The 24,828-nt window shown below is 66.6% G+C and carries 21 protein-coding genes; 2 read left to right on the top strand and 19 right to left on the bottom strand.

Features of this window, described 5'->3' with window-relative positions; all coding sequences use genetic code 11:
• Nucleotides 1-129 precede the first annotated feature (129 nt).
• The 15 genes from KHN93_RS03960 to KHN93_RS03890 all read right to left on the bottom strand — a co-directional run bounded on the left by KHN93_RS03960 (nucleotide 130) and on the right by KHN93_RS03890 (nucleotide 18,745).
• On the bottom strand, nucleotides 130-2,838 hold the full coding sequence (locus KHN93_RS03960; RefSeq protein ID WP_104595486.1) for a TonB-dependent receptor: 2,709 nt from the start codon (nucleotides 2,836-2,838) through the stop codon (nucleotides 130-132).
• A gap of 724 nt (nucleotides 2,839-3,562) precedes the next feature.
• On the bottom strand, nucleotides 3,563-4,246 hold the full coding sequence (gene gspN, locus KHN93_RS03955; protein ID WP_425600179.1) for a type II secretion system protein N: 684 nt from the start codon (nucleotides 4,244-4,246) through the stop codon (nucleotides 3,563-3,565).
• Between the two features lie 32 nt (nucleotides 4,247-4,278).
• Nucleotides 4,279-4,755 carry a type II secretion system protein GspM gene (gene gspM / locus KHN93_RS03950; protein ID WP_212579168.1) on the bottom strand — a complete coding sequence of 159 codons (477 nt, stop codon included), beginning with the start codon at nucleotides 4,753-4,755 and terminating at the stop codon, nucleotides 4,279-4,281.
• On the bottom strand, nucleotides 4,752-5,837 hold the full coding sequence (gene gspL / locus KHN93_RS03945; protein WP_104595488.1) for a type II secretion system protein GspL: 1,086 nt from the start codon (nucleotides 5,835-5,837) through the stop codon (nucleotides 4,752-4,754). Before gspL ends, gspM begins: the two co-directional genes overlap by 4 nt.
• The gene (gene gspK, locus KHN93_RS03940; protein ID WP_212579167.1) at nucleotides 5,834-6,826 is read right to left on the bottom strand and encodes a type II secretion system minor pseudopilin GspK; all 993 of its coding nucleotides are present in this window, start codon (nucleotides 6,824-6,826) and stop codon (nucleotides 5,834-5,836) included. Before gspK ends, gspL begins: the two co-directional genes overlap by 4 nt.
• Nucleotides 6,823-7,446: a type II secretion system minor pseudopilin GspJ gene (gspJ, locus tag KHN93_RS03935; protein WP_212579166.1), complete on the bottom strand. Its 624-nt coding sequence runs from the start codon at nucleotides 7,444-7,446 to the stop codon at nucleotides 6,823-6,825. The genes gspK and gspJ overlap by 4 nt, the downstream gene beginning before the upstream one ends.
• On the bottom strand, nucleotides 7,443-7,823 hold the full coding sequence (gene gspI, locus KHN93_RS03930) for a type II secretion system minor pseudopilin GspI (RefSeq protein ID WP_104595491.1): 381 nt from the start codon (nucleotides 7,821-7,823) through the stop codon (nucleotides 7,443-7,445). Before gspI ends, gspJ begins: the two co-directional genes overlap by 4 nt.
• Nucleotides 7,807-8,250: a GspH/FimT family pseudopilin gene (locus KHN93_RS03925; protein WP_104595583.1), complete on the bottom strand. Its 444-nt coding sequence runs from the start codon at nucleotides 8,248-8,250 to the stop codon at nucleotides 7,807-7,809. The genes gspI and KHN93_RS03925 overlap by 17 nt, the downstream gene beginning before the upstream one ends.
• A 66-nt stretch (nucleotides 8,251-8,316) precedes the next feature.
• A complete protein-coding gene (gene gspG / locus KHN93_RS03920; RefSeq protein WP_104595492.1) occupies nucleotides 8,317-8,781 on the bottom strand; it encodes a type II secretion system major pseudopilin GspG in 465 nt (154 codons plus the stop codon).
• Between the two features lie 28 nt (nucleotides 8,782-8,809).
• Nucleotides 8,810-10,006 carry a type II secretion system inner membrane protein GspF gene (gene gspF / locus KHN93_RS03915; RefSeq protein ID WP_104595584.1) on the bottom strand — a complete coding sequence of 399 codons (1,197 nt, stop codon included), beginning with the start codon at nucleotides 10,004-10,006 and terminating at the stop codon, nucleotides 8,810-8,812.
• Nucleotides 9,993-11,480, bottom strand: a complete 1,488-nt coding sequence (gspE, locus tag KHN93_RS03910; protein ID WP_486684697.1) for a type II secretion system ATPase GspE — start codon at nucleotides 11,478-11,480, stop codon at nucleotides 9,993-9,995. Before gspE ends, gspF begins: the two co-directional genes overlap by 14 nt.
• A gap of 4 nt (nucleotides 11,481-11,484) precedes the next feature.
• Nucleotides 11,485-13,566: a type II secretion system secretin GspD gene (gene gspD / locus KHN93_RS03905; protein WP_212579165.1), complete on the bottom strand. Its 2,082-nt coding sequence runs from the start codon at nucleotides 13,564-13,566 to the stop codon at nucleotides 11,485-11,487.
• On the bottom strand, nucleotides 13,563-14,375 hold the full coding sequence (locus KHN93_RS03900; RefSeq protein ID WP_212579164.1) for a type II secretion system protein N: 813 nt from the start codon (nucleotides 14,373-14,375) through the stop codon (nucleotides 13,563-13,565). The genes gspD and KHN93_RS03900 overlap by 4 nt, the downstream gene beginning before the upstream one ends.
• 158 nt (nucleotides 14,376-14,533) lie before the next feature.
• Complete coding sequence (locus KHN93_RS03895; protein ID WP_212579163.1) at nucleotides 14,534-17,188, bottom strand: TonB-dependent receptor domain-containing protein; 2,655 nt, start codon at nucleotides 17,186-17,188, stop codon at nucleotides 14,534-14,536.
• Nucleotides 17,189-17,266: 78 nt separating this feature from the next.
• Complete coding sequence (locus KHN93_RS03890; RefSeq protein ID WP_167704779.1) at nucleotides 17,267-18,745, bottom strand: hypothetical protein; 1,479 nt, start codon at nucleotides 18,743-18,745, stop codon at nucleotides 17,267-17,269.
• 189 nt (nucleotides 18,746-18,934) lie between these two features.
• On the opposite strand from KHN93_RS03890, the gene KHN93_RS03885 reads away from it, so the two are divergent.
• Nucleotides 18,935-19,795: a 2OG-Fe(II) oxygenase gene (locus KHN93_RS03885; protein ID WP_102254829.1), complete on the top strand. Its 861-nt coding sequence runs from the start codon at nucleotides 18,935-18,937 to the stop codon at nucleotides 19,793-19,795.
• Between the two features lie 518 nt (nucleotides 19,796-20,313).
• On the opposite strand, the gene KHN93_RS03880 is transcribed toward KHN93_RS03885, so the two are convergent.
• Together KHN93_RS03880 and KHN93_RS03875 are read right to left on the bottom strand one after the other, a co-directional pair.
• On the bottom strand, nucleotides 20,314-20,730 hold the full coding sequence (locus KHN93_RS03880; RefSeq protein WP_104560625.1) for a VanZ family protein: 417 nt from the start codon (nucleotides 20,728-20,730) through the stop codon (nucleotides 20,314-20,316).
• Nucleotides 20,718-21,971: a class I SAM-dependent methyltransferase gene (locus tag KHN93_RS03875; protein WP_212579162.1), complete on the bottom strand. Its 1,254-nt coding sequence runs from the start codon at nucleotides 21,969-21,971 to the stop codon at nucleotides 20,718-20,720. The genes KHN93_RS03880 and KHN93_RS03875 overlap by 13 nt, the downstream gene beginning before the upstream one ends.
• Here KHN93_RS03875 and KHN93_RS03870 point away from each other — a divergent pair.
• On the top strand, nucleotides 21,970-22,707 hold the full coding sequence (locus tag KHN93_RS03870) for a pteridine reductase (RefSeq protein ID WP_212579161.1): 738 nt from the start codon (nucleotides 21,970-21,972) through the stop codon (nucleotides 22,705-22,707). The two genes, KHN93_RS03875 and KHN93_RS03870, sit on opposite strands and share 2 nt — an antisense overlap.
• A 12-nt stretch (nucleotides 22,708-22,719) precedes the next feature.
• Here KHN93_RS03870 and folK read toward each other — a convergent pair whose 3' ends face one another.
• Both folK and KHN93_RS03860 read right to left on the bottom strand, forming a co-directional pair.
• A complete protein-coding gene (gene folK, locus KHN93_RS03865; RefSeq protein ID WP_212579160.1) occupies nucleotides 22,720-23,232 on the bottom strand; it encodes a 2-amino-4-hydroxy-6-hydroxymethyldihydropteridine diphosphokinase in 513 nt (170 codons plus the stop codon).
• A gap of 92 nt (nucleotides 23,233-23,324) precedes the next feature.
• A complete protein-coding gene (locus tag KHN93_RS03860; protein ID WP_039523449.1) occupies nucleotides 23,325-24,827 on the bottom strand; it encodes a hybrid sensor histidine kinase/response regulator in 1,503 nt (500 codons plus the stop codon).
• Nucleotide 24,828: the final 1 nt, after the last annotated feature.

The following is a 24,828-nucleotide window of genomic DNA, read 5'->3' as shown; positions in this document are numbered from 1 at the left end:
CGCTACGTGACGCACGCGGCGCGCGCGCGGCCACTGCATGGCGCGCGTCCATCACACCTGCGGCATTGCCTGCGCTGCTGGCTGCCACCCGCAGCGATGCCTGACGGCGCAGCGCTCGCTGGCCCGGCATCACAGCATGTCCCACTGCATCGACAGGTAGTAGCTGCGGCCGGTGACGCCGGTCATCTGCCAGCGGCTGGCGATGTCCTTGTAGGCCTCCTCGGTGCGGTTGGTGAGATTCAGGCCACCGAGCTGGAAGCTCAGCCTGTCGTTGACCTGGTAGCCGAGCACTGCATCCAGCTGGGTGCGCGCCTTCATGGTGTGGCCTTCGCGCGCGAAGAAGCTGTCGCTGCTGTCCTGTTCGTACTCGCTGCGATGGTTGAGCGAGACGCGGGCCGAGTAATGCGCGCTCTCCCAGTACGCGGTGGCGTTCCAGGTCTGCTCGGACAGGTTGCGGATCTGGAAATCGGTATCGCGCTGCGGAATCACCCGGGTGAAGTTGGTGGTCACCCCGAAGCCGTCGATCGGCAGCCAGGCATCCAACGATTGCGTCCAGCCCAGCTCGTAACCGCGGATCTTGACCTTGCTCGGGTCGTTGGTGGTGGCGGTGATCTCGTAGATATCGCTGCCGCTGTCCACGCAGTCGCCAGCCGCGTTGCTGGACAGCGCGGTGCCGTTGAAGGCGGCCGGGCAGACGATGCTGTTGAAGGTGCCGTTCTTGATGTTCTTCCAGAAGCCGGCCACGGTCAGCGCGCCACCGTTGCCGTAGTACCACTCCAGGCTCAGGTCGGCCTGGTCGGCGGTCAGTGCCTTCAGATCGGTCTGGCCCTGGGTGACGACATAGGTGGTGGTGCCGCCGGTATTGGTGCCGGCGGAGATGGTCGAGGCGATGGCGGTGTTGCTGTCCAGGATCGGCCGCACCAGTACCTTGGCGGCGGCAAAGCGCAGCAGCAGGTCGTCGCGCATGTCCAGCACCAGATTCAGGCTGGGCAGCCAGTTGGAATACTCGTACGGCGCGCGCGCGGTGCCGATCACCACATTGGCGTCGTCGCTGGCGGCCTGCGCCTGGGTCAGGTAGGTGTCGGTGGTGCGCTTGGTGTTTTCGTAGCGTAGGCCGAGGTTGCCGCGCAGGCGCATGCTGCCGATGTCGGTATCGATGCGCGCCATCGCATAGGCCGAGGAAATGTCGTTCTCGATGCTGTAGCTGCTCTGCGGTGCGAACAGCACCGGCACGCTGATGCCAGCGGCGGCCAGCGAGCGCGCGTAGGCCGCGATGTCCGGGGTGACCCAGCTGTCCTGCGAGGCCAGCTGCCCGTCGAGGAAGTTGCTGACCGTGCTGTTGGCGGCCGACAGCTCCGGGAACATGTCGAAGCCCGACACCGCACCGGTCCTGAGCAGGTACAGGAAGTCACGCCGGCGCACGTCGCGCTCGAAGGTTTCGCGGCGGTACTTGGCACCGAAGCGCACCGCATTCAACGCACCCAGCTCCAGATACCGTTCGGCATCCAGCTGCAGCGACCATTCCTTGTTGCTGAGCGACTGGATGGAACCGTTGGGATATTCGCTACGTACCAGATTGCGCTTGTCCCAGGCGCTTGCATCGGTGGCGTCGGCATCGGTGGTCAGCGAGATCGCGTCGGGATTGGAGGTATCCAGCAGCGTCGCCGAAGGGATCCGGCCCAGGATCGCGGCACGTTCGTTCTCGTCGGTCTTGCCCTGGGTGTAATTGGCCGCGCCACTGAGCGTCCAGGCCTCGCCCTTCCACTTGAAGTCGTAGGTGAGCAACTGCGTGGACAGGTCGTGTTGCTCGATCTGGCGGTTGTTCTCCAGCCAGTAGTCCGATGCCGACACCTGCGTGGCGGTCAACCCGTTGGTCTGCAGCACCGTCAGCGGGCTGCGCTCGAACGAGTACACCAGCTGGTTCATGTCGTTGGCGGTCTTGTCCTGCGAATACAGCGCAGTGAGGTTCATCTCCAGCTGGTCGTTGGGCTTCCATTGCAGGCCGCCATTGAACATCTTGCGCGTGGTCTCGCGCTCGATCGAGCGATAGCGCGGACGACGCGGGATGTACAAGGTGCCGGCGTCGGTGTCCTGCGTATACCAGCGGTCGATCCACAGATAATCGGCGCGGTCCTTGAGCTTTTGGTAGCCGGCACTGAGGAACACGCCCAGATCGCCACCGCCGAACTTGAACTGGTCGATATAGGTCAGCACGCCCTTGGGCGTGGGCGAGCCACCGGCGAACTCTGCATATTGGGTCTTGGCCGAGAACAGCAGCTTGGTCTGCTGGTAGTCCAGCGGTTTGGTGGTGTTGATGTTGACCGTGCCGGACAGGCCACCGGCATCCATGTCCGCCGACGGCGACTTGATCACCTCGATCCCGGCGGCCACTTCCGGCTGGATGATGTCGTAGCGGAACCCGTCGGTGAAGTCGGCGCTCTTGATCACCTGGCCGTTGATGGTGGTGGCCGAGTACTGCGGGCCCAGACCACGCACGCTGATGGTGGAGCCGCGCCCGTTGATGGTGGAGATCTGCACGCCGGGGATGCGCTGGATCGCCTCGGCGATGTTCTCGGCAGGAAACTTGCCGATGTCCTGTGCGGAGATGCCATCGGTCATGCGCACGTCGTCGCGCTTGTTGTCCATCGCGGTGATCAGGCTCTTCTGGTAGGAGCTGGTGACCTTGACGGTATCGAGCTGGGAGATCTGCGCCGATGCCGGCGGCGGCGATTGTTGCGTCTGCGCACTGGCACCGCAGGCAAGCAGCGACAGCGCGATGGCGACGGACAGCGAGGAGGGCGAACAACAACGCAACGAGGCACGCGGGACAGGTGACATGGGAGATCCTGAGGTGGAATGGCTGGACGACGACGCGGCTGGCATTCCGATCGATCAGCAAAGACAGATCACGACGCTGGGCAACCCACCCACACGCGCACAGGCCACCAGTTCCGGACGTGCGGAACCGCCTGCGATCTGTTGTCTGCGAGCACCCCGTACGGCCCCCCGTGGGTGCCGATGCCGCCTCCCTCCCAGGACGGACATCGCATGCCATTGCTGATCAACGGCCCTGACTGGCAAATACCAATTCAGTGGATTTGATTCTTATGGTCTTTAAAAGATCCTGTCAACAGTCACTGTCGAAAGTGTTTGACTGGCGGCTGCGAACGCGCCTGAGCCCCGCTTTTCAAGACCTTCGACGGTGCGCAGAGGATCATTCGGGTGCGTGGCGGGCATCGTTGTCACAGGACCAGTCGCTGACCAATCCCTAGTAACCAGACCAATTCCGGTGGGTCCGGAATGTGTGGGCCGCAGTGCACGCGTTGCGGGCTGGATCACAGTCGGCCGCCGCACGCTCCCGCGTGATCGGGGCCGCGTGTCTGCCCTATCAACGCGGCCCATCGACTGCTGCAATGACTGTCCGCGGCGCAGCAGCGACAACGTTGTCAAGGGTCAATGAACTTCGCCACCGCAGCGGCCACGATGAAGACACCAGCCACCAGGCATGCACGCTAATGGTGCAGACGAAAGATTTCTCGCCGCGCCGCGCGTAACAGCAGTCCTAGCGCAATTGCCCCTGGTCGATGCGCAACAAGCTGCGCTCCGGGGTGGCGGCAAAGCCCAGCAACTGCAGGCCCACGCCCAACACTTCGTCCTGCCCCGGATCGATGCGTGACTGCAATTGCCAACGCCCATCGCGCCACACTTGCAGCTGTGCATCGGCCTGCACGCCGGCAGGCAACGGTGCATCGGGCAGCAGACTCAGCACGGCGCTGTCATCCACGCACCGCGGCTGCCCGGACAAGCGCAGCGGCGGCAGACCGGGCAGCTCGCCCGCCCCGCTCGCCAGCAGTTGCAGGCCGACCCGGCCACCTGCCTGCACGCAGCCGGTGGCATCGAACAGCAGATCCACCTGCTGCAGCTCCACCGCCAGATCGATCAAGGCCATGCCCGCCGGCTGGCGCAACAGCAGCTGGCCCTGCGCATCGCCGATACCGTGTTGCGCGCCATCCACCAGCAGCAGTTGCAGGTGCGGGGCCTGCAGGTGCACCTGGCGCTGTCCACGCAACAGCGGCCAGATGCGCGGCCGCACCATGACATCGCCAAAGGCGATGCCTTGCCATTGCACCTGCCGCAAGGTGCCGGCCCATACCGGCCCCTCCACGTCCAGCGCCGAGAACGGCAGCCCCTCGCGTGGCAACACCAGGCGCAAGGGCAGCCATGCCAGCAGCGCAACGCCCACCATCAACAGGAAGACCAGGATCCAACGCAGGCGCGTCACGGTGCAGGCTCCGCAAACCCGCAGCGTACCCGCAGTTGGCCCTGGTCGCGCACGATGCTCAGCTGCGTCGGCGCCACGCCATGCGCCTGGCGCAACCGCTCCAGCCAGCCGAACAAGCTGGCGGCGCTGACCGCATCGATCTGCACGTCCACCCCGCCCGCTGCGTTGCGCTGCTGGGCGGTGATGCCGATGCCGGCATCGCGTGCGCTGCTTGCGATGAGCTCGCTCAGTGCCGCCGTACCAGGTGCAGCCGTACGCCTGCTCGCCGCTGCCTGCGCAGATGCATCCAGCATCAGCTGCGCCGCAGCGCCATAGCGCGCCTGCGCCTGGCCACGCCAGTGCCGCAACGGGGTGTAGAGCGCATACCAGGCGACGAACGCGGCCACGGCGGCGCACATCACACCCAGCACCAGCCGCTCGCGCGGCGCACGTGCCTGCCACCACCGCATGCCGCGTTGCATAGGTGCAGTCATCGCAATGGCTCCAGCACGAACGGCGTCCGCAGGCGATCGTCCTCGCCCTGGCTGCTGCCGGGCTGCAGTTGCCACCCCTCCCCGGCCAGCCGCGTGGACAGCTGTTGCAGGCTGGCGCCATCGGCGTGCAGCAGGGTGCCGCGCAGCGGCTGTGTGGCGTGATAGTCGAGCCGATCCAGCTCCACCGCCGGAATGGCATCGACCGCTGCGAACAAGTCGCCGAGCTGCAGGGCCAGGCGATCGGCCGCCGCTCCCGTGTGCCGGCGTGCCTGCAGCGCGGCCGGCACCGCCGCCGCATCGCGCACGCCCAACTGCGCGGCGGCGCGCGATTGCAGCAGGCGCGCGCCAACTTCGTAGCGCAGTGTCTGCGCCAGCAGCAGCACCAGCGGCGACAGCAACACCAGTGCGGCCAGCGCCGCAAGACGGCGCGTAGTGACCGTGTGCGCAGCGGCCGGCCTTGCAGCGAATGCGTGCTGCAGCAGGTTGATCGGTGCGCGCGTGGCGCCTTGCGCAAGGCAGGCAATGGCGTGCGCGGTGTCCTGCGCTGGCGGCTGTGCTGGCGCGCGCGCGCCCAGCATGCGCGCAGCCTCCGGCTCCAGGCTGCAGGCCAGACCTGCGCCACGGATCAGCCAGCGACCATCCCAGTCCACCACTGCCGCCGCAGCGTCCGCGCCGGGCTCCAGCAACAGGCAATCGGGCACCACCGCATCGGGGACGACGCCCAGCTGCGCTGCGCGCGCCAACCACTGCTGCATCGTTGCGCCATCCACCGCAGCGACCAGGCGCGTGCCATCGGCCTCGCTGCGATCGGCGATCACCACATGCAGCGCCGGCGTCTCCACAGCCAGATGTTCGGCCAGTTGCAGGCGCGCGGCCGCGACCGACTGCGCGATGCTGCTGCCGGGCAGGCTCAGCCAGCGCAGATGCACATCCACGCCCGGCACCACCAGCACGGTGCGTGCGGACGGTTCATACGGCGCGCTGGCCACACGCTGCGACAGCACCTGGCCATGCGCGTCCACACGCACGGTGATCGCGTGCGCGGTGGCATCGGCGGGCAGCAACAGCAAGGTAGTACTCATTCGTCGGAACTCCATTGGCGCGCCACCAGCCGCACGCGCCCGGCAGGATCCTGCTGCAGCAAGGCGTCCAGCACGACTTGCGCGCCGGCATGGTCGACCTGGCTGTAGAGGGAAAAATAACGGGTGCGTAATTCGATCTGTTCCAGCGCTGCATTGGAAAGCTCGGCTTGGATCAGCGCAGGCAGGCTCAGGAAAGTTTTGACGTCGCGCCATCCTCCGGCCGGCCGCGCGGCGATGACGCGGCGCGCGGCCGGCAATTCCAAAGCGCCCTCGGTCAGCGCCACCAGCACCGGCGCATCCTGCAGACGCAACGTATTGATGTTGACCGGCGACAGCCGCGCCTCCGGCAGTGCGCACACATGCGGCCGCAACTGCGCGATCACCTGCGGCGTGTAGCCGGTGATGGCGCGCAGCTCGCTGACGCCCGCCAGCAGGGTCGCCCCGCTGCGCAACGGCACTGCCGATTGCAGGTAGCGATCGTCTTCGGCGCCCTGCGCGCCGGGCTGGCTGTCGCTGTCGATCCAGTCCACCAGCGCATCGGTCAGCGCCTGCGCCTGTTGCGGTGCGATGCCCAGCACCTCCAGCAAGGCGCGGTACTGCGCTGCGCCGTCGTCGCTGCGCTGCCACTGCTCGGGCGCACCGGCAACCACGCTGTTGAGATTGAAGCAGCCGCCGCGGTCGCGCAGCCGCACGCTCACTGCACCGTCGTCCAGCGGGAAGGTCACCGGTTGATCGTTCCAGCCACCCTCCAGCGTGGTACGCATCGGGTCGCGCCTGGCCAGTGCCTGCAGGCGTTGCCGGGCGAGGGTTTCGGTGCCCAGCGCATACCACTGCGCCTGCGTCATCGCCTCGCCGTTGCCGCTGCGGCGCAGGCCAAAGCGCAGATCGTCCAGCACTGCGACCATCAGCAACGTCATCACCGCCACCAGCAACAGCACCGTCAGCAGTGCAACGCCACGTTGCTGCCTGCATGCGTTCAAGGTCTTCATCCGCGTCCCTCCGGCAGCAGGAACAACTGGCGCACGCGGCCCCATTGCTCCAGGTCCAGCTCCAGCGAGATCGCATCCGGCAGTGCGTCGAGCCCGCCGCTCCAGCCATCGCTCCATTGCGCGCGATAATGGAACCCGACCACCGCCGAGCGCACCCCACGCAACACCACCTGCGGTGGACCGGCGACTGCACCGTCGAGTGCGGGGCGTGCACTGCGCTCCAGGCGTCCATCGACCACGCGGTATTCCACGTATTGCAGCGACGCGCGAGGCGCGTGATCCGGATTGCTCCAGCCGCGTCGTACAAAACCGAACAGCGGCCCCGGCACACCGGGCGGGCTTGCGACGAACGCGGTGCGTGCAGCGCCGCCCTCCCTGTTGCGCGTGCGCCGCACTGCGGCCTGCTGCAGGTCGCTGCGCAGCAGGCCATGTGCAAGCTGGAACTCGCGAACCTGCAGCAAACGTGCGCGCACCGCATCGCGCTGGTCGATGCTCTGGCGCATCACCACCACCGCCGCGACCGCCACCAGCGCGAACACCGCCAGGGCGACCAACAGCTCGATCAAGGTAAAGCCCGCGCTGCCACGGCTGCCCGCTGCGCTGCGACGTACACGCATCATTCGGCGCTCCGCAGGACGCTGAGGCTGGCGATCTCCTGCGCCTGCGCTGCGACGCGCACCTGCACCTGGATGCGCACGATGCCCGCACCATCGGCCGGCATCGACTTTCGCTGCCAGTCCCAGGTGCGGCCACCTAAGGTCTCTTGCCCATTCGCCGGCGCCAGTGCTGCGGCCGTGGGCGCGAGCATCGCTTCGATCGCCTGATTCTCCGCGACCACCGCAGCCAACGCGCGCTCTTCCAGCACCACGGCGGTACGCGTGCTTTCACCGGACAAGTTCAATAAACCCACTACGGCCATGCCGAAGATCGCCAGCGCGACCATCAGTTCGAGCAGCGAGAATCCGGCGCTTGTACGCCGATTACCGTAGTGGTGCATCGACCCGTACCACGCCGGCGGCATCCACCACGACCTGCACCTGCTGTTGACCGTCGGCCAGCGCAATGCGTTGCGGCGTGGCCGCACCGGTGGGATCGAAACGCACGCTCAGTTGCGTGCCGCCGACCGGCAACGCGGTCTGCACACCAGCCGGCCAACGCATGGCGACGAAGGGTTTTTCGTCCAGCGGCACCCAGCGTTGTTGCGCCTGACGTCGGAATGCATAACCACCTGCATCGACGGTCACCTCGACCATGCGCAGGCTCAGGATCGCTTCGTCGCGTGCATGCAGCAAGGCGCTCGCCAACGTATCGGCCTGATCGTGCAGATCGCGCCGCGTATCCGGCAAGGTCATCACCACCAGGGTGCTGGCAAGCGCGGTGATCACCAGCACCGCGAGCAGCTCGAGCAAGGTGAAACCACGCATGCCCGCATGCGGCGAGCCTGCGGTCACGTGCATCACGCTGGCCGGTTGCGCAAACATTTCGGCAACTCAGCGCCAGTTGCCGATATCGGCATTGTCGGCGTCGCCGCCTTCGGCTCCATCGGCGCCGAACGAGTACACATCGAAGCCACCACTGCGGCCCGGGCGACGGTACTGATACGCATGCCCCCACGGATCTTCCGGCAGGCGGCGGATATAGCCGCCCTGGCGATAGCGCTCGGGCCGGGTCAATCCGCTCGGTGCATTGAGCAGTGCCTGCAACCCTTGTTCGGTACTCGGGTAGCTGAGGTTGTCCAGCCGATAGGTTTCCAACGCCTGTTCCAGCACCGCCACGTCGGCGCGCGCTTTCTCCACCATGGCGCGGTCCTGGCTGGGCATCACGTTGATCATCACCACCGTGGCCAACAGGCCGATGATGACAATCACCACCATCAACTCGACCAGGGTGAAGCCGCGCATGCGCCCGCGCGATGTGAGCGAGCCGATGCGTGCGCGAGGATGGATGGACTGCATGAGGATCTCCAGGGATAGGCGGCCGCGCTCAACCAAGCGCGAGGGTGTTGAATTGCAGGATGGGCAGCAGGATCGACAGCACGATCACCGCCACCACCCCTCCGAGCAGCACGATGATGGCCGGCTCCAGCAGGCTCATCGCCGCGGTGGTGAACGACGCGAACTCGCGCTCCAGATAATCGGCGGCGCGCTCCAGCATCGGCGCCAGCCGCCCGCTGTTTTCGCCGCTGGAGGCCATATACAGCAGCGTCGGTGGAAACACGCCGGCGCGCTTCATCGCCGCGGCCAGGCTGCCGCCTTCGCGGATTGCCGTGACCATGTTGTCGGTGGCCAGCCGCAAGGCGCGGTTGTCGACGGTGCGCGCGGCGATCATCAGGCCTTCCATCAGCGGCAGCCCGCTGTTGACCATGATCGCCAGCGTGCGCGCCATGCGTGCGGCGTGCAGGTCGCGGATCAACCGGCCGAGCAAGGGCGCGCGCAGCACCGCACGGTCGGCCGCCAGGCGCAGCTGCGGGCGCCTGAGCAGGCGCAGCGCTGCGATCACCGCAATGACCAGTGCCACCAGCAACGGAATGCCTGCATGCAACAGGAAGTTAGACACGCCGATCACCGCGCGCGTCAGCCATGGCAACGCGCGGCCCATCGAATCGAACTGGTCCACCACCTTGGGCACCACGAAGGTCATCAGCACGATGACCACCGCACCGGCGGTCAGGGCCAGCGCCGCCGGATACACCAACGCAGACTGCAGCTTGCTGCGCACCTGCGCCTGCCGCTCCAGCAGGTCGGCCAGGCGCTCCAGCACCTGCGGCAGCGCCCCGGCACTTTCGCCCGCGGCCACCATCGCGCGGTACAGCGGCGGAAACGCAGTGCCCTGGCGCGCCATCGCATCGGACAGGCGGAAGCCTTCGACCACCAGCCCATGCGTCTGGCTGGTGATCCGGCGCACGCCGCGCCGCTCGGATTGCGTGCCGATGGTGCGCAGCGCTTCTTCCAGCGGCGCGGTTTCCACCAGCGTGGCAAGTTGCCGGGTGAACAGCACCAGATCCTTGCCGCTGAAACGCGCCGGACGCACGCTGCTGGCCGCCACCGCCGCCTCCACGCGTACCGGCACCCACTGCCGCTGCTCCAGTTGCACACGCGCATTCTGTGCGTTGTCTGCAGTGATCACGCCCTGGCGGCTGTGCCCATGCAGGTCGAGCACGGTGTAGTCAAACCGTGGCATGCGCATCGTCCTGCTGGCGGGTCACCCGCAGCGCTTCTTCCAGCGTGGTGAGGCCTTGCAGCACAGCGGCGCGCGCGGCATCGCCCAGGCGCGCTGCGCGTGCGAAGGCCGCTGCAGCCAGGGCATCCTCGTCGGCGTTGTCGCCGATCAGGCGGCGCATCGCATCGTCCACCGCGATGGCTTCGTAGATGCCCACGCGCCCGGCATAACCGCTGTGGTGGCAGGCCGCGCAGCCCACGGCGGCGTAGATGGTTGCATCGTCGGGCGCCTGCAACATCTGCCGCGTGCTGGCATCCAGCGGGTGCGGTGCGCGGCACTGCCTGCACAGGCGACGGACCAGGCGCTGCGCCAGAATCAGCCGCAGGCTCGATGCGAGCAGGAATGGCTCGATGCCCATGTCGCGCAGCCGCGTGACTGCGCCCACCGCATCGTTGGTGTGCACGGTGGAGAGCACCAGGTGGCCGGTGAGGCTGGCCTGCACGGCGATCTGTGCGGTCTCGGCGTCGCGGATCTCGCCGATCATCACCACGTCCGGATCCTGGCGCAGGATCGCGCGCAAGCCGGCCGCGAAGGTCATGCCGACACGTGCGTTGACCTGGGTCTGGCCGACGCCGTCGATGGCGTATTCCACCGGGTCCTCCACCGTGAGGATGTTGCGCGAGCCATCGTTGAGCAGGCTCAGCGCCGCATACAGCGTGGTGGTCTTGCCCGAGCCGGTCGGCCCGGTCACCAGCACGATGCCGTTGGGCACCTGCAGGGCGCGCTGCACGGTGTGCATCACCGCCGGTGGCATGCCCAACTGGGCCAGCGACAAGGTGCCCTGCTCCTTGTCCAGGATGCGCAGCACCACCCGCTCGCTGCTGCGCGTCGGCAGCGTGGACACGCGCACGTCCAGCGCCTTGGCGCCCATCACCAGCGACACGCGGCCATCCTGCGGGATGCGTTTTTCGGCAATATCCAGCCGCGCCATCACCTTGACCCGCGACACCAGCAACGGCGCGATGCGTCCGGGCAAGGTGGCCGCCTCGCGCATCACCCCATCCACGCGCAGGCGCACGCGCAGCCGCGATTCGTAGGACTCCAGATGTACGTCCGAGGCGCCCAAGCGCGCGGCCTCGGCGATGATGCCGTTGATCAGGCGAATGATCGGCGCATCGTCCTGGCTGTCGAGCAGATCGGCGGTGGGGATGTCGTCGATCAACGAATCCAGGCTGCCGTGCAGGTCCAGCGCCTCCACCTGCACGCCCTGCTCCATGCCGGCATCGGCGTAGATCTCCGACACATGCCGGTCGAACACCGACGGCGCCAGCGTGCGTACCTGCAACGGCATGCCCAGCGCACGCCGCAGCTCGATCAGCGCCTGCACATCGCCGCCTTCGCGCAGGCCGATCTGCGCGGCGCTGTCGCTGCCCAGCAGCACCACGCCGTGGCGCTTGGCGAACGCGTAGGAAATGCTGGCGCGCGCGGTGTTCATGGCATCAGCGCTGCGCGGGACGCGCGCCGGGCGCAGGCGTTGTTGCCGGCGCAGGCACGGCCGACGATGGCGCGGCCGGCAGCTGCGGCGGCTGCGCGCGCAGGTAGTCGCGCACCAATGCATCGAGCGCGGCTTCCGGGTCGCCATCGGCCAACTGGCGATCGCGCAGATAGGTGTAGCGCGGCGCGGTCATGCGCTGCGCATCGGCCGCGTCGCGGATGATGGTCGGGCGGATGAACACCATCAGATTGGTCTTGTCGCGATTGCGCGACTTGTGCCGGAACAGCGCGCCCAGCCCGGGCACATCGCCCAGCAGCGGCACCTTCTCCACGGTCTGCCGGTCGTTCTGGTCGAGCAGGCCGCCAAGCGCGACGATGGCGCCGTTTTCCACCACCACGCGGGTTTCGATCTGGCGCTTGTTGAACACCAGCTCCGACGACTGCGCGCTGACCGGCCCGGCAATCGCCGAGACTTCCTGCTTGATCGCCAGGGTGATGCCGCCGGCAGTATTGATCTGCGGGCGCACTTCCAGCTCCACGCCCACGTCCTGGCGCTGGATGGTACGGAACGGGTTGTCGTTGGCCGCGCCCAGCACTTCGCCGGTGGTGATCGGCACCTCCTGCCCGACCAGGATGCGCGCCTGCTCGTTGTCCAGGGTCATGATCGACGGGGTCGACAACAGGTTGGAATCAGTGTCGCTCTTGACCGCATCGATGATCATGCCGAACACCGCATCGTTGCTTTGCCCGGCCAGCCCGATCAGGCCGCCGCTCAGGCCCAGCAGCGATTGCGCGGCCACATTGCGCGCCTGTTCCAGCACCGAATCGTCTTCGCCGTTGTTGCTGCGCGTGCCGGCCGCCGCTGCGGCCAATGGCACGATGCCCGGCGAGGCGCCACTGTACTGCGTGGCGATCAACGGCACCGTGCCATTGCGCCCGGCCAACAACAGCTGCACACCCAGACGCTTGGCGGCGGTGTCGGAGATCTCCACCACGATCGCTTCGACCAGCACCTGCTCGCGATGCACGTCCAGCTGACGGATCACATCCATCAAGGCACGCTGGGTTTCCGGGTCGGCATTGATGATCAAGGCGTTGGAGCCGGGGTAGCGCACGATCACCGGGCGCTTGCCGGCGGCCGGTGTGATCACCTGCGTCTGTGCAGCGCCCGCAGCAGCGGCGGCCACATCCACCGCGTTGGAGCGCGTGTCCTGCCCGGGCTGCGCCTCGTTGCCCGGGGTCTGCCCGACCAGCTGCTGCAACACCGGCAGCAATTGCTCGGCGCTGGCGTGCTGCAGCCGCACCACGCTGACATCGCCGCGGCGTTCGGCACGCCCGTCCAGATCCACCGCGGTGCGTACCACCCGCTGCACCAATGCAGGGTCGCCGCGCACGATCAGCGAATTGCTGCTTTCCACCGGCAGCACCGACAGCACGTTGCTGCGCTCGCCCGCCTGCCCGAACAGCGAGGTCAGCGTGCGCGCCAGTTCCTGCGCAGAGCTATTGCGCAAGCTCACCGTGTCGATCGCCGCGCGGTCGGTGTCGATCTGCGCGACCAGGCCGCGCACCCGACGCAGATTGTCGGCGTAGTCGGCAATCAACAGGCTGTTGCCCTGCGGCATCGCCATGATCACGCCGCCGCGCCCGATCAAGGGCTTGAGGATCTCCGCGGCGCTGCGCGCGTCCACGCGTTGTAGGGTGAACACCTGCGTGGCAAATCCCAGGTTGCCGTTGGCGGCGCTGGCCGGCTGCTGTGCAGCGGTATCGTCGGGAATGATGCGGTAGGTCGACGGCCCGCTGGACACCGCGATCAAGCCATTGGCACGCAAGACCGCCAGCAGCATGCCGAGCAGATCCTGTTCCGACATCGCCTGCGCACGCGCCACGTTGACTGTGCCCTGCACGCGCGTGTCCACGATGAAGGTGATGCCGGTGGCACGCGACACATCCTGGATGAAGGCGCGCAGGTCCACATCCTGCAGGCGCACGGCCGGCGCGTCGGCGGCATGCAGCGACAGCATCGGCACCGCCGGCAGGGCGAGCAACAACGTGGCCGAAAGCAGCCATCTGGGGCGGGCAGCAGTCATTGCGGGCGCTTCAAGGTCATGGTGTGGGTCTGGCCGTCACGGCGGTAGGTCAGCGTGGCCGCCTGGCCATCGCGTAGTTCGTCCTGCAGCTCGCGCAGGTGTTCGGCATCGAGCGTGCGGCCATTGAGTTGGGTGAGCACATCGCCCGGCGCCAGGCCAGCCTGGCGCAGCAGTGCACCATCGCCGCGCGGCATCACGGTGAAGCCACTGCCGTCTTCGCTTGCACGCAGGCCGGCGGTGGTGAGCAGTTGTTGCGGGTCAACGGCCGCCGCCGTGGCCGTGCCAGCCGCAATGCCGACATTCGACGTCACCGCAGGTGCGCCGCCCACTGCTGCAGTCGTGGTCGCTGCTGGCGATGTGGCCGCCGCTGACGCGGTGGATTCCACCAAGGCCAGACGTCGCACGCCGCTACCGGTACGCAGCAGCACGTGATCGCTCGCGATCGCCTGCACCGTCACGCCAGGCACAACGATATCGCCGATGCGATACGCACCTTGCTTGCCATCGCCACTGCTCAAGAACGCGGCTGCCTGCGTGCCACCTGCACGTACGCCATGCAATACGACGCCGTCGCTGCTGCTCTCGGGCACGCTGCGATAGAACACATCGCGGCGCAATGCGGGCACATCCGCACCAGCTGCCGTCGCTGCCTCGGCAGTGCCCAACGGCCCGATCGGGGCGATCACCGCCCACACCACGCGCGCGCACTGCAACGCGAGCAAGGCCAGCAGCACGCAGGCCAGTGCGCTGCGGCCGCGCGCCGACATCAGGGGTTTCAAGGAGGGCAAAGCGCGCTGCAAAGCGGACATCCGTCTCAGGATTGCGGTCGGATGACAGAATGCGGCAGCAATGTGTCAGTTCGAAGAAAGTGATGACACAGGCCGACACACGGCGACACAGACCCAGATGCAAACACCCGCCATGCGAGGCAGGGCGGGCGTTTGCGATACCGGCAGCGGGCGTCGGATCAGAAGCGCGCTGTCACACTCAGGTCATACGTCACGCCGGGCTGGTACTCGTACAGGTCCACCCGATTGCTGCCCAGGCTCTGATATTCCTGGTACTTGGTCTTGAGCAGGTTGCGTGCGGCAAAGTTCAACGACAGCGTATTGCCCGACCACACCAGGCCCTTCTTGATCACCAGATCCAGCGAGGTGCCGGGCTTGTCGATGTAATCCGGTTGCCCCGGCCGGCCACGCGCGGACACCCGCTCGCCGACATAGTTGGCGATCAAGGTGGCCTGGCTGTGGGTGCTCTCGCTTTCCACACCGATCTGCAGGTTGGCGATGTCATCGGACTGCCCCTGCAAGGCCGAGCCATCGCGGATGAACAAGGTCGCCTGCACCGGCGCGGTGAAGCCGAACGGCTGCACGGTGTCGCCATCGCTGGCACTCACCTCCGACTTGGTGCGCGTGTAGTTGCCGGACACGAACACCCGCTTGTCGCCCCACCAGTCGGCCGCGATCGGCAGGTCCAGATATTTCTTGGCCTCCAGCTCGATGCCGTACAAGGTGGCCTCGGGTGCATTGATGAAGCTCTGCACGATGCCGCCGCCGGGTGCATCGTTGACGATGGCTTCGATCGGCTTGTCGATGCTCTTGTAGAACGCGCCGACGGTGAAATACTCGCCCGGCTCGAAGAACCACTCGTACCGCGCATCCAGGTTGACCAGCTCGCTATCGACCAGGAACGGATTGCCGAAGAACTGGCGGTCGATGTCCGGGTCCAGATACTGCTGCGGCGCCATCTCGCGGAACTGCGGGCGCGCGATGGTCTTGGATGCACCAAAGCGCAGCTGCTGGTTCTCGGCAAAGTTCCAGGTCACCGTGGCCGATGGCAGCGCGTAGCTGTTCTCCAGCGGTGCCACGCTGTCCTGGCGCACGCCAGTGAAGATGTCGTACGGATGCACCGCCTGCGTGGCGTCTTCGTAACGCACACCGACGGTGGCGCGCAGGGTCGGCACGATCTCGCCCTCGGCCTGCAGATAGGCCGCCTTGACCTTCAGCGTCGCATCGTACGCGGCCGCACCGAAGCTGCCGGTGGTCTCGCGCAGGCGCAGCAGATCGTTGCTGAGGTTGTAATCGGAGATCAGGTAATCCACACGCTGGAACTGGTTGTAGAACGGCAGCGGGCCGTCCAGCGCCAGGAAGCGGAACTCGCGGCTCCACGCGCTGCGATCGTTGTCCAGATAGGCCAGACCGCCCTTGACGGTGAAGTCGTGCTCGATCGGCAAACGCCAGGTCACATCCACGCCGCCGCTGGCCACCTTGTCGTCGACCTTGCTGAAGCGGGTGTAGTTCTGCACGCGCGAGGCATCGTGCGCCCAGTAGCCATCGAGCAATTCGTAGCGAATGCCGGTCTCGTACGGCACATCGCGGCTGGCATTGGCCACCGCTGCGCGCCATTCGATCTTGAGATCGTCGTACTCGCCGAACGCGTGCGTGCCGCGCAGCTGGTTGTTGATCAGCTGGCGCTCGTACCACTCGGTGTTGTCGTCGCGCACATCGAAACCGGCCAGCTCATCGCGGCCGGCACGGCTGCGCGCCACCTTCAATGCATCGTGCACATACAAGGTGGTCCAGCTGATGGTGTGGCGGCCGTACTCCCAGCCCAGGCCCAGCATGCCGTTGGTGCGCACGTTGTTGCGGGTGGTGGCGAAGTCGTAGTTGGAATTGAACTCGACCGTATCGCCGACAAAGATGCCGTCCTGCTGCCTGCCGGTACGCGTGCGCCACTCGTTGTCGTAGCTGGCCACCGCGATGATGCCCAGCTTGGCCTCGCCCACGTCCATGCTGTAACCGGCACTGCCGCCGACATTGACGTCCGGGGCGATGCTGTCCTTTTCCTGCAGCACATACAGGTTGGCGTCGTTCAAGCTGCGGCCGATACGGCGGATGTCCTCGCGCGAGAAACTGCCCAGATCCACGCGCCGGCCGCTCTGGATCGCATCGCGCAACGCGGCAGGCTGCTTGCGGGTGCCGTCGTCGTAGCCCCATTCGTCATCGCCGGAGCCGTAATAGGTCAGGCCTTTTTCGCCGGTGCTGACGCTGTTGACGCCGCCACCCACGGTCAGCGACAGGAAGGGTTTTTCCGGCACTGCCATTGATTGCAGATCGATCACGCCACCGCCGAATTCGCCCGGATAATCGGCCGAATAGGTTTTCTGCACGGTCACGCTGGCCAGCACATCGCTGGGGAACAGATCCAGCGGCACCACGCGCTGCATCGGCTCGGGGCTGGGTAACGGCGAGCCGTTGAACAGTGCCGACGAATAACGCTCGCCCAGGCCGCGCACATACACGTACTTGCCGCGCGACAGGCTCAGCCCGGTGACACGCGTCAGCGCCACCGCCGCGCTGCTGTCGCCGGTGCGCTCCATGTCCTCACGGGTGACGAACGATGCCACCTCTGAGGTCTGCAGCATCGGTTCGGGAATGTACTCGCCGCGCACCACGACCTGGTCGAGTTGCTTGGGCGCACTGGTGGCGGTGCTGCTACTGCCGCTGCTGGCGCCGGCATCGGTGGTGGTCGACTGCGCCAGCGCAGCGCCGGAAAACAGCAAGGTGGAAATGGAAAGAGACAGGCCCGTCCGCGAGAGACGGGCGACAGCGGAGGTTCGCATCGTGGGAGCCCTGGCAACTGAAAGATGAAGCTGGACGCATCACCAGGCGACCTGATGGCCGCCTGGTGATGCTGTGCCTCAGCAGGGACGATCGGCGGTCAGGCCACAGGTCCAGCCCTGCCACCAGGTGTCGTTGGCATCGCGCACGCCACCGATGTAGTTCACCTGCTGGAAGAAGCTGCTCACCCCGTTCAAGCCCTGGAAGGCCGGCACGGCGTTTTCGTTGGCGCCATTGACGAAGGTGTTCTGCAACGTGGACACACCGTTGGCGACGTTGTTGGTGCCGGCCGCGAACTGGGTGGCCGCACGCGCGTCGCTGCCGAAAGCCGTCGGGCAGGCGAAGAACACCGAGTTGAAGGTCCCGAGCGTGTCGGCATCGGCCAGGTTGAAGCACACCAAGCCATCACCGCTGCCACCGGCCGGACGCGTGACGACCGAGTTGTAGAACGCGGCCTGCGTGCCCTGGTTGAGCATGATCGCCGCACCGGCGCGCGCATTGCCCACGTAGGTGAAGTTGGCCACCTTCGGACGCGAATACGGCTGACGGCGCAGGCTGCTCCACTCGTTCATGCGGTCGCCGCCACCGGCGCGCTGCACCACGATGCCGAATTGCAGGGCGCCGTTCCAGCCGGCGTCGGTATCCAGCGAATCGTCGTCGGCGCCGGTGATCACGATGTGGCTGCCGTTGACGGTGCCACCGAACCATTCGATACCGTCGTCGGAGCTATTGTGGATCTGCACATGATCCAGGCGCGTGCCGCTGCCCACGCCGGCCAGGGTGATGCCCTGCAACTCGTTGTTGGGCGAAATTTCGAAGCCCGAATACATCACCCGCAGGTAGCGCATGGAGCCGCTGTTGTCGGTGGCGCTGTTGCCACCGTAGAACGCGTTGGTGCCTTCCACCTGCGCCTGGCATTCCGGCGTACCGGAGACCGTGGTGCCCGGGCAGTTGTTGATGGCCGCACGGCCCAGCACCACGATGCCGCCCCACAAGCCGATGGTGTTGGCGCTGACCTGGCCCTCCAGCGCCTGGCGCGCGGTGAACACGATCGGGGCGGTGGCGCTGCCTTCGGCAAAGATCTGCGAACCGCGGTTGACCACGATGTAGTCGCTACCCGCCGAACCGAACAGGGTCACGCCCGGCTCGATGGTCAGGATGCCCTGCGTGCTGCCGGCGGCCGGTGCGATGGCGTTGCCGCCGCGGTCGGTGCCCACGTTGACGCGTCCGCTGATCGAATACGCCGTGCCCGCACGTGCCGGCACCACCAGGTTGCCGTTGATGGTGTCCGGCAGCTGGCAGGCGCGAAGCGTGTTGTTGGCGATGGTGCCGACGTTGGAGAAACCGGTCGGGCAATCGGCGGCCGGGCCGGTCGGTGCCGGAGCGGGCGTCGGTGCAGGCGTGGGCGCCGGGGTCGGCGCGGGAGCCGGCGTCGGTGCCGGCGGAAATGCGCCCTCGCCGGGCGAGGCGACACGATCGGCACCACCACCGCAGGCTGACAAGGCCAGCGCGGTACCAAAGGTCATGAGAAGTGTCTTGCTGCTATTGCGAACGGACATGCGGCTGATCTCCAGGTCAAAAAAGGTCCGGTATGAAGAGGAGTCGTCAAGAATTGGTTGCGTTCCGCTCACTGCAGTGGCGAGCACGTTCAAGATCCCCGTCACTTTTATAGGGGCTGTCTGTGTCATTTGTCTTACGACGACACAATTGACACATGTCTGCCACACATTGACATGCACTGTAGAGGGATGACGTCGACCCCCATTCCCGCTGCCCTGGGCGACTGGATCATTGCGCAGGCAATGGCCGGCCAGCCGCCCGAACAAGCGCTACAGCCGCTCCTGGATCAGGGCTGGAACGAACAAGACGCCATCGACGCAGTCGAGGCCCTGCTGCGCGACCACATCCAGCAGCACGCGCAGACGCATGGGCTGCCGGTGCCGGTGCGCGTGCCGGCAGTGCTGCAGCACAACGATGCCTCGTTGCTGGATCTGGGCGATCGCCAGGTGCGCGTGCTGGTCAGCCTGTTGCTGCCGCGCGTGGTGGTGCTGGGCGATTTTTTGTCCGATGCCGAGTGCGAGGCATTGATCGCACTGGCGCAGCCACGCCTGGCGCGTTCGCGCACGGTGGACAACGACAACGGCGCGCAGATCGTGCATGCCGCGCGCACCAGCCACAGCATGTGCCTGCAGCTGGGCCAGGATGCGCTGTGCCAACGCATCGAAGCACGCATCGCCCGCCTGCTCGACTGGCCCGTGGACCACGGTGAGGGACTGCAGGTGTTGCGCTATGCCACCGGCGCCGAGTATCAGCCGCACTACGATTACTTCGACCCCGCGGCCGCCGGCACGCCGGTGTTGCTGCAGGCGGGCGGCCAACGCGTCGCATCGCTGGTGATGTATCTCAACACGCCCGAACGCGGCGGCGCCACGCGCTTTCCCGATGCGCACCTGGACGTCGCTGCGGTGAAGGGCAATGCGGTGTTCTTCAGCTACGACCGCCCGCATCCAATGACACGCAGCCTGCATGCCGGCGCACCGGTCCTGGCCGGCGAAAAGTGGGTGGCGACCAAATGGCTACGCGAACGCGCGGTACGCATGCCCGGCTGAGAGCGAAGATTGAAAGCTACGCAGTCGCTGTGGACGAGCATCGCGCACTGCTGTCAACGTTGCACACCGACCATCGCCACCGGTCCTTGCAGCAAACTCACAGCGTCAAGAACACTGCACCAGAGAGTTTGTTGGCTGTTTTTTTTGAGAGCCATGCACACCGATCATCTCGACTGGTCCTTGCCTACTCACAGTCGCGGGACCTTACGCGGCATGGATGCCCCGTAAGAGCCTACATGGACGTGCTTGCGGCGTGTCCTGCGATGGTGGGCGGGCAAGGACCCTGCAGCAAACTCACAGCGTCAAGAACACTGCACCAGAGATTTTGTTGGCTGTTTTTATTGAGAGCCATGCACACCGACCATCTCGACTGGTCCTCACCCTCTCACCGTCGCGGGACCTTACGCGGCATGGATGCCGCGTAAGAGCCTACACGGACGTACTTGCGGCGTGTCCTGCGATGGTGGGCGGGCAAGGACCCTGCAAAAAAGTCGCAGACCAGCCGCTTTACAACAGATCTACCCGCGCGACCCAAACATGCGCTTGTCCATCCCCAACATCACCAACCGCAGTGGCGTCCACGCCAGGCACAGGCCGGCGAGGATGCCCAACGTGTCGGCCAGCGCATCGTACGGATCCGCGCTGCGGTTGGTGGTCAGTGCGCCTTGCGCGATCTCGATGCCGATCCCCAGCAGCACCAATCCGAACGCCGCAGACAACAGCGCGCGGCGGGTGGCGAACAGCTGCACCGCCCCCCAGCACAACAGCGCGAACGTCAAAAAATGCTCGGCCTTGTCGCTGTTGGACGGCAATTCCGGAAACTCTGGCGGCGGCCCCATGCATACCGCAATCACCACCAGGATTGCGGTGATCCACAGGCCGACCCACAACCGAGGCCGCTGGAATGGACGCAGCGCCGGACTCACAGCCGCCATGTGAGATCGCCCGCCAGAAATGCCGGCGCAAAATCGACGTCGCGCGCAAAACCCATCACCTGGAAGCGCTCGCCCATTTCGCTGGGCAAGGTCAGCCGCTTGATCTGCTCACGCAGCCGCATACGCCCTACCTCGTCGGTGCGCGTGTCGGCCTGCGCCAGCAACGCATCCAGGCCGTTGCCGAGAAGAAAGCTCGCTTGCGTGCAGTAGCCGGCCAGTTCGAAACCGGCTCCGGTGCCGGCTTCGGCCAACGCGGTGAAGTCCACCGACGCAGTCAGATCCTGCAGGCCCGGCCAGCGATACAAGTCCTCATGCATGCGATGGCGATAGAACGCGCGCAGGGTGCCGTCCTCGCGCTGCGCACGATAGAACTCGCCACGCGGGTAACCGTAATCGACGAACAACATCGCGCCGCGCTTCAGACCGCCGGCCACCGCCTGGATCCAGTAGGGCAACTGCGGCAGCAGCTCGGAGCGATAACCATCGGCGAAGGGCTGCTCCAGATAACGTTCCAGATGCCGCACCGCCGCGCCCAGCAAGGCATCGGCCGGCTGCTCGCCGCGCGCGAATTGCTGCTGCGCATCCAGCACCACGGTTTCTTCATACACCTCGCCATCGCGCAGCGTGAAGCGCGGCGTGGGCAATGCGTCGATCACTTCGTTGGCGAACAGCACCCCGTCCCAATCGTCCGGGAACGGCCCGTCCAGCCACTCCACCAGATCGAAGACCGGCGGGATCAGGCTGCGTCCAAGCCGCTCGCGCTGACGCTCGCGCAGGTCGGCGCTGGGCTCCAGGATCGCGTAACGCTCCGGCAGCGCATCCAGCTCGAGCAGGCGCTTGAGCGTGACTTCGGCAAATGCACCGCTGCCGCCGCCCACTTCCAGCACGCGCGCCTGCGGCCCGAGCTGCTGCAGCACCGGTGCCAGCGCACCGGACACGGTGGCCGCGAACAACGGCCCCAGCTCCGGTGCGGTGACGAAATCGCCAGCCTCGCCGAACTTGCTGGAGCCGGCGCTGTAATAGCCCAGACCCGGCGCGTACAACGCCAGCTCCATGAAACGCGAGAACGGAATCGCACCACCACCGGCGGCGATCTCGGCGCGCAGATGCGCGGCCAGCCGGTCGCTATGCGCCAGGGCGTCCGGATCGGGAGTAGGAAGGTCGGCGTGCATGCGGGCACCGGTTGCGGGGACAATGCACAGGATAGCCGAGCCCTTTGCAACGCCGAGCGAGTACGCCATGACAGACAGTTCCAAGGTGGTGTTGATCACCGGTGCAGGTCGCCGGATTGGCGCGCAGATCGCCACCACGCTGCATGCGGCGGGCTACCGCGTTGCCCTGCATGCGCACCGCTCCGGCGAGGCGCTCGGCGCGCGCGTAGCGGAGCTCTGCGCCCTGCGCGCCGGCAGCGCGCAGGCCTTGCACGCCGACCTGCGCTTGCCGGAGGCGCCGGCGCAGCTGGTCGCCGACTGCATCGCCGCGTTCGGCCGCCTGGATGGCGTGGTCAACAATGCCTCCGCGTTCTACCCCACCGCGCTCGGCGCAGCGACAGCCGCGCAATGGGACGAGTTGTTCGCAGTCAATGCACGCGCGCCGTTCTTCATCGCCCAGGCTGCCGCCGCGCAGCTACGCCATCATCGCGGTGCCATCGTCAACATCACCGACCTGCACGCGCAGCAGCCGATGCGCAATCACCCGCTGTACGGCGCGTCCAAGAGTGCGCTGGAAATGCTGACCCGCTCGCTCGCGCTGGAACTGGCACCGGAGGTGCGCGTCAACGCGGTCGCGCCCGGCGCGATCCTGTGGCCGGAAGAAGGCAAATCAACAGCGGCCAAGCAGGCGCTGCTCGCACGCACGCCGCTGGCCCGCATCGGCACGCCCGAGGAAATCGCCGAGGCGGTGCGCTGGATGCTGGACGACGCGGGCTTCGTCACCGGCCACACCCTGCATGTGGACGGCGGCCGCCAGCTCAGTTGAGCTGCAACGGCGCTAGCGCGCCACATCCAGCGCCGGGGCCGCGTCCAGCGCCACCGTCGTGAACGCGATGCTGTGCTGCGGATGCGCCTGCCACAGCGCGGCCAGGGTCTGCCCGCTCAGCGGATCGACAAAATCGGGCGCGATATCGGCCAGCGGCTTCAACACGAAGGCATGCTTGAGCTCGGGCCGCGGGATGCGCAGATGCCCGGGGCCTTCGATGATGCAATCGCCGAAGAACACCACATCCACATCCAGGGTACGGTCGCTGAAACGCGGGCCGCTGCGATCGCGGCCGTGCGCATCTTCCAGCGCATGCAGCCAGTGGTCCAGCGCAACCAGGTCCATGTCCGTGTCCAGCGCCACGGCGTTGTTGACGAAGTCCGGCCCATCGAAGCCCACCGCCGGCGTGCGATACGCCGGCGAGACGGCAAGTTGGCCGAAGCGTGCGCGCAAGGCGTCGACGGCCAGGCGCAGGTAATGGGTCGGCTGGACGTTGCTGCCGAGGCTGAGAAGCACGGTGGTCATGCGTTATTCGCGCATGCGGCCAGCGTGGGCGTCAACTGTTGCAATCGTGCCGCACCTGAGCCTGCCCGCCTGCAGCGCGCCAGACCCTGGCCTCAGGCCACTTCCAGGGCATGCGCCACGGCGCGGAACACCCGGCGCATTTCCAGTGGTTTGCGCAGCACATGCACCGGGATATCCGGCGGGAAGTGCGAACGTTGCAGTGGCGCGCCGACATCCTCGAGCACGATCGCCGGGCCGTGGTAGCCCAGCTCCTGCATGCTCAACAACACGCTCACCGCCGAGAGCTGGATGATGTCGCTGTCGATGATCACCAGGTCCGGCATCGCGTGCTGCTGCACCAGTTGCAGCGCCGCCGCACCATCGGTGGCCAGCTGCGGTTGATAACCCTGGCTGGACAAGGCATTGCCCAGCAGCGACAGACGCGTGGCCTCGCCATCCACCAGCAGGATGCGCTGCCCGTGCCCCAATGCCAGCGGCGGCTCGGTGTCGGCAATCGTCACCGCGGCCGCACGCATCGGCACGATCATGTCGAACCGGGTGCCCTCGCCCAGGCGACTGTCGACCACGATGCTGCCGCCGTAGCTTTCGACGATGCGCTTGCAGGAAATCAGCCCCAGGCCGGTGCCATCGGCCTTGGTGGTGAAGAACGGACTGAACAGGCGTGCGCGGGTGTCCTCGCTCATGCCCACGCCGGTGTCGGCCACGCTCATGCGCACACGCGTGCCGTCGTGGCGATCGGCCGACAGGGTCAGCATCCCGCCGCCCGGCATCGCCTGGATCGCGTTCAAGCCCAGGTTGAGCAGGCACTGCTGCAACTCGGTGTAGTTGGCCTCGATGGTCAGATCCAGCGGGATCGTGTCCATCTGCAGGCGCACGCCGTCGGGCAGGCTGCTCTTGAGCAACATCTGCACGGCCTGGAACAGGCTGGCGATCGACACCTGCTCGCGCGGCTTGTTGGAGCCACGCACGAACGAAAGCATCGACTCGGCCATCTCATGCCCGCGCCGGCCGCACTCGGCCACCACGTTGGCCAGCTGGCGCAGCTGCGGATCATCGGTGCGTCCGGCCAGCAGGTCGGGCACGATCAGCAACGGCTGCAGGATGTTGCGCAGGTCGTGGCTCAACCCGGCCGCCAGCATCGCCAGGCTTTCCAGCCGCTGCGCGCGCATCAGCTCGCTCTCCACGCGCTGGCGTTCCAGGTCGGCGCGCGCCTCGCGGATCGCGCGGATCACCGCGCTCGGCAGGCGGGTCGGGTTGTGCTTGATGATGTAGTCGTTGGCGCCGTCCTGCAGCGCCTTGACCGCGGTCTCCTCACCCATGGTGCCGGAGACAAAAATGAAGGGCGTGGCGCCGTTCTGGCGCACCAGGCGCAGCGCCTGATGGCCGGAAAAACCGGGCATGCTCAGATCCGACAGCACGATGTCCGGCTGGAATTCATCCAGTGCGGCACGCAGCGACGGCTCGCTGTCCACCCGCTCGAACGCCGCATCCAGCCCGGCATCGAGCAGTTGATCGGACAGCAGCTCGGCGTCTTCCGGTGAATCTTCCACCAGAAGGATCTTCAGCTGCTCCAGTTTGCCCCCCTCTTGCAGCATG

This window comes from Xanthomonas arboricola pv. juglandis (genome assembly GCF_905367715.1).
Taxonomy (GTDB): Bacteria; Pseudomonadota; Gammaproteobacteria; order Xanthomonadales; family Xanthomonadaceae; genus Xanthomonas; species Xanthomonas arboricola.
This window is presented reverse-complemented; position numbering and strand designations above follow the sequence as displayed.

Excerpts from the sequence above, each read along its gene's own strand:
- KHN93_RS03885 (WP_102254829.1), top strand. The coding sequence starts at position 18,935 with ATGACGTCGACCCCCATTCCCGCTGCCCTGGGCGACTGGATCATTGCG.
- gspG (WP_104595492.1), bottom strand. The coding sequence starts at position 8,781 with ATGCAGTCCATCCATCCTCGCGCACGCATCGGCTCGCTCACATCGCGC.
- KHN93_RS03960 (WP_104595486.1), bottom strand. The coding sequence starts at position 2,838 with ATGTCACCTGTCCCGCGTGCCTCGTTGCGTTGTTGTTCGCCCTCCTCG.
- KHN93_RS03880 (WP_104560625.1), bottom strand. The coding sequence starts at position 20,730 with ATGGCGGCTGTGAGTCCGGCGCTGCGTCCATTCCAGCGGCCTCGGTTG.
- KHN93_RS03890 (WP_167704779.1), bottom strand. The coding sequence starts at position 18,745 with ATGTCCGTTCGCAATAGCAGCAAGACACTTCTCATGACCTTTGGTACC.
- gspM (WP_212579168.1), bottom strand. The coding sequence starts at position 4,755 with ATGACTGCACCTATGCAACGCGGCATGCGGTGGTGGCAGGCACGTGCG.
- gspJ (WP_212579166.1), bottom strand. The coding sequence starts at position 7,446 with ATGATGCGTGTACGTCGCAGCGCAGCGGGCAGCCGTGGCAGCGCGGGC.
- gspI (WP_104595491.1), bottom strand. The coding sequence starts at position 7,823 with ATGCACCACTACGGTAATCGGCGTACAAGCGCCGGATTCTCGCTGCTC.
- gspF (WP_104595584.1), bottom strand. The coding sequence starts at position 10,006 with ATGCCACGGTTTGACTACACCGTGCTCGACCTGCATGGGCACAGCCGC.
- gspL (WP_104595488.1), bottom strand. The coding sequence starts at position 5,837 with ATGAGTACTACCTTGCTGTTGCTGCCCGCCGATGCCACCGCGCACGCG.
- gspN (WP_425600179.1), bottom strand. The coding sequence starts at position 4,246 with ATGGTGGGCGTTGCGCTGCTGGCATGGCTGCCCTTGCGCCTGGTGTTG.
- gspK (WP_212579167.1), bottom strand. The coding sequence starts at position 6,826 with ATGAAGACCTTGAACGCATGCAGGCAGCAACGTGGCGTTGCACTGCTG.
- KHN93_RS03895 (WP_212579163.1), bottom strand. The coding sequence starts at position 17,188 with ATGCGAACCTCCGCTGTCGCCCGTCTCTCGCGGACGGGCCTGTCTCTT.
- gspD (WP_212579165.1), bottom strand. The coding sequence starts at position 13,566 with ATGACTGCTGCCCGCCCCAGATGGCTGCTTTCGGCCACGTTGTTGCTC.
- KHN93_RS03900 (WP_212579164.1), bottom strand. The coding sequence starts at position 14,375 with ATGTCCGCTTTGCAGCGCGCTTTGCCCTCCTTGAAACCCCTGATGTCG.
- KHN93_RS03875 (WP_212579162.1), bottom strand. The coding sequence starts at position 21,971 with ATGGCGTACTCGCTCGGCGTTGCAAAGGGCTCGGCTATCCTGTGCATT.
- KHN93_RS03870 (WP_212579161.1), top strand. The coding sequence starts at position 21,970 with ATGACAGACAGTTCCAAGGTGGTGTTGATCACCGGTGCAGGTCGCCGG.
- KHN93_RS03860 (WP_039523449.1), bottom strand. The coding sequence starts at position 24,827 with ATGCTGCAAGAGGGGGGCAAACTGGAGCAGCTGAAGATCCTTCTGGTG.
- gspE (WP_486684697.1), bottom strand. The coding sequence starts at position 11,480 with ATGAACACCGCGCGCGCCAGCATTTCCTACGCGTTCGCCAAGCGCCAC.
- KHN93_RS03925 (WP_104595583.1), bottom strand. The coding sequence starts at position 8,250 with ATGCGTGGTTTCACCTTGCTCGAGCTGCTCGCGGTGCTGGTGATCACC.
- folK (WP_212579160.1), bottom strand. The coding sequence starts at position 23,232 with ATGACCACCGTGCTTCTCAGCCTCGGCAGCAACGTCCAGCCGACCCAT.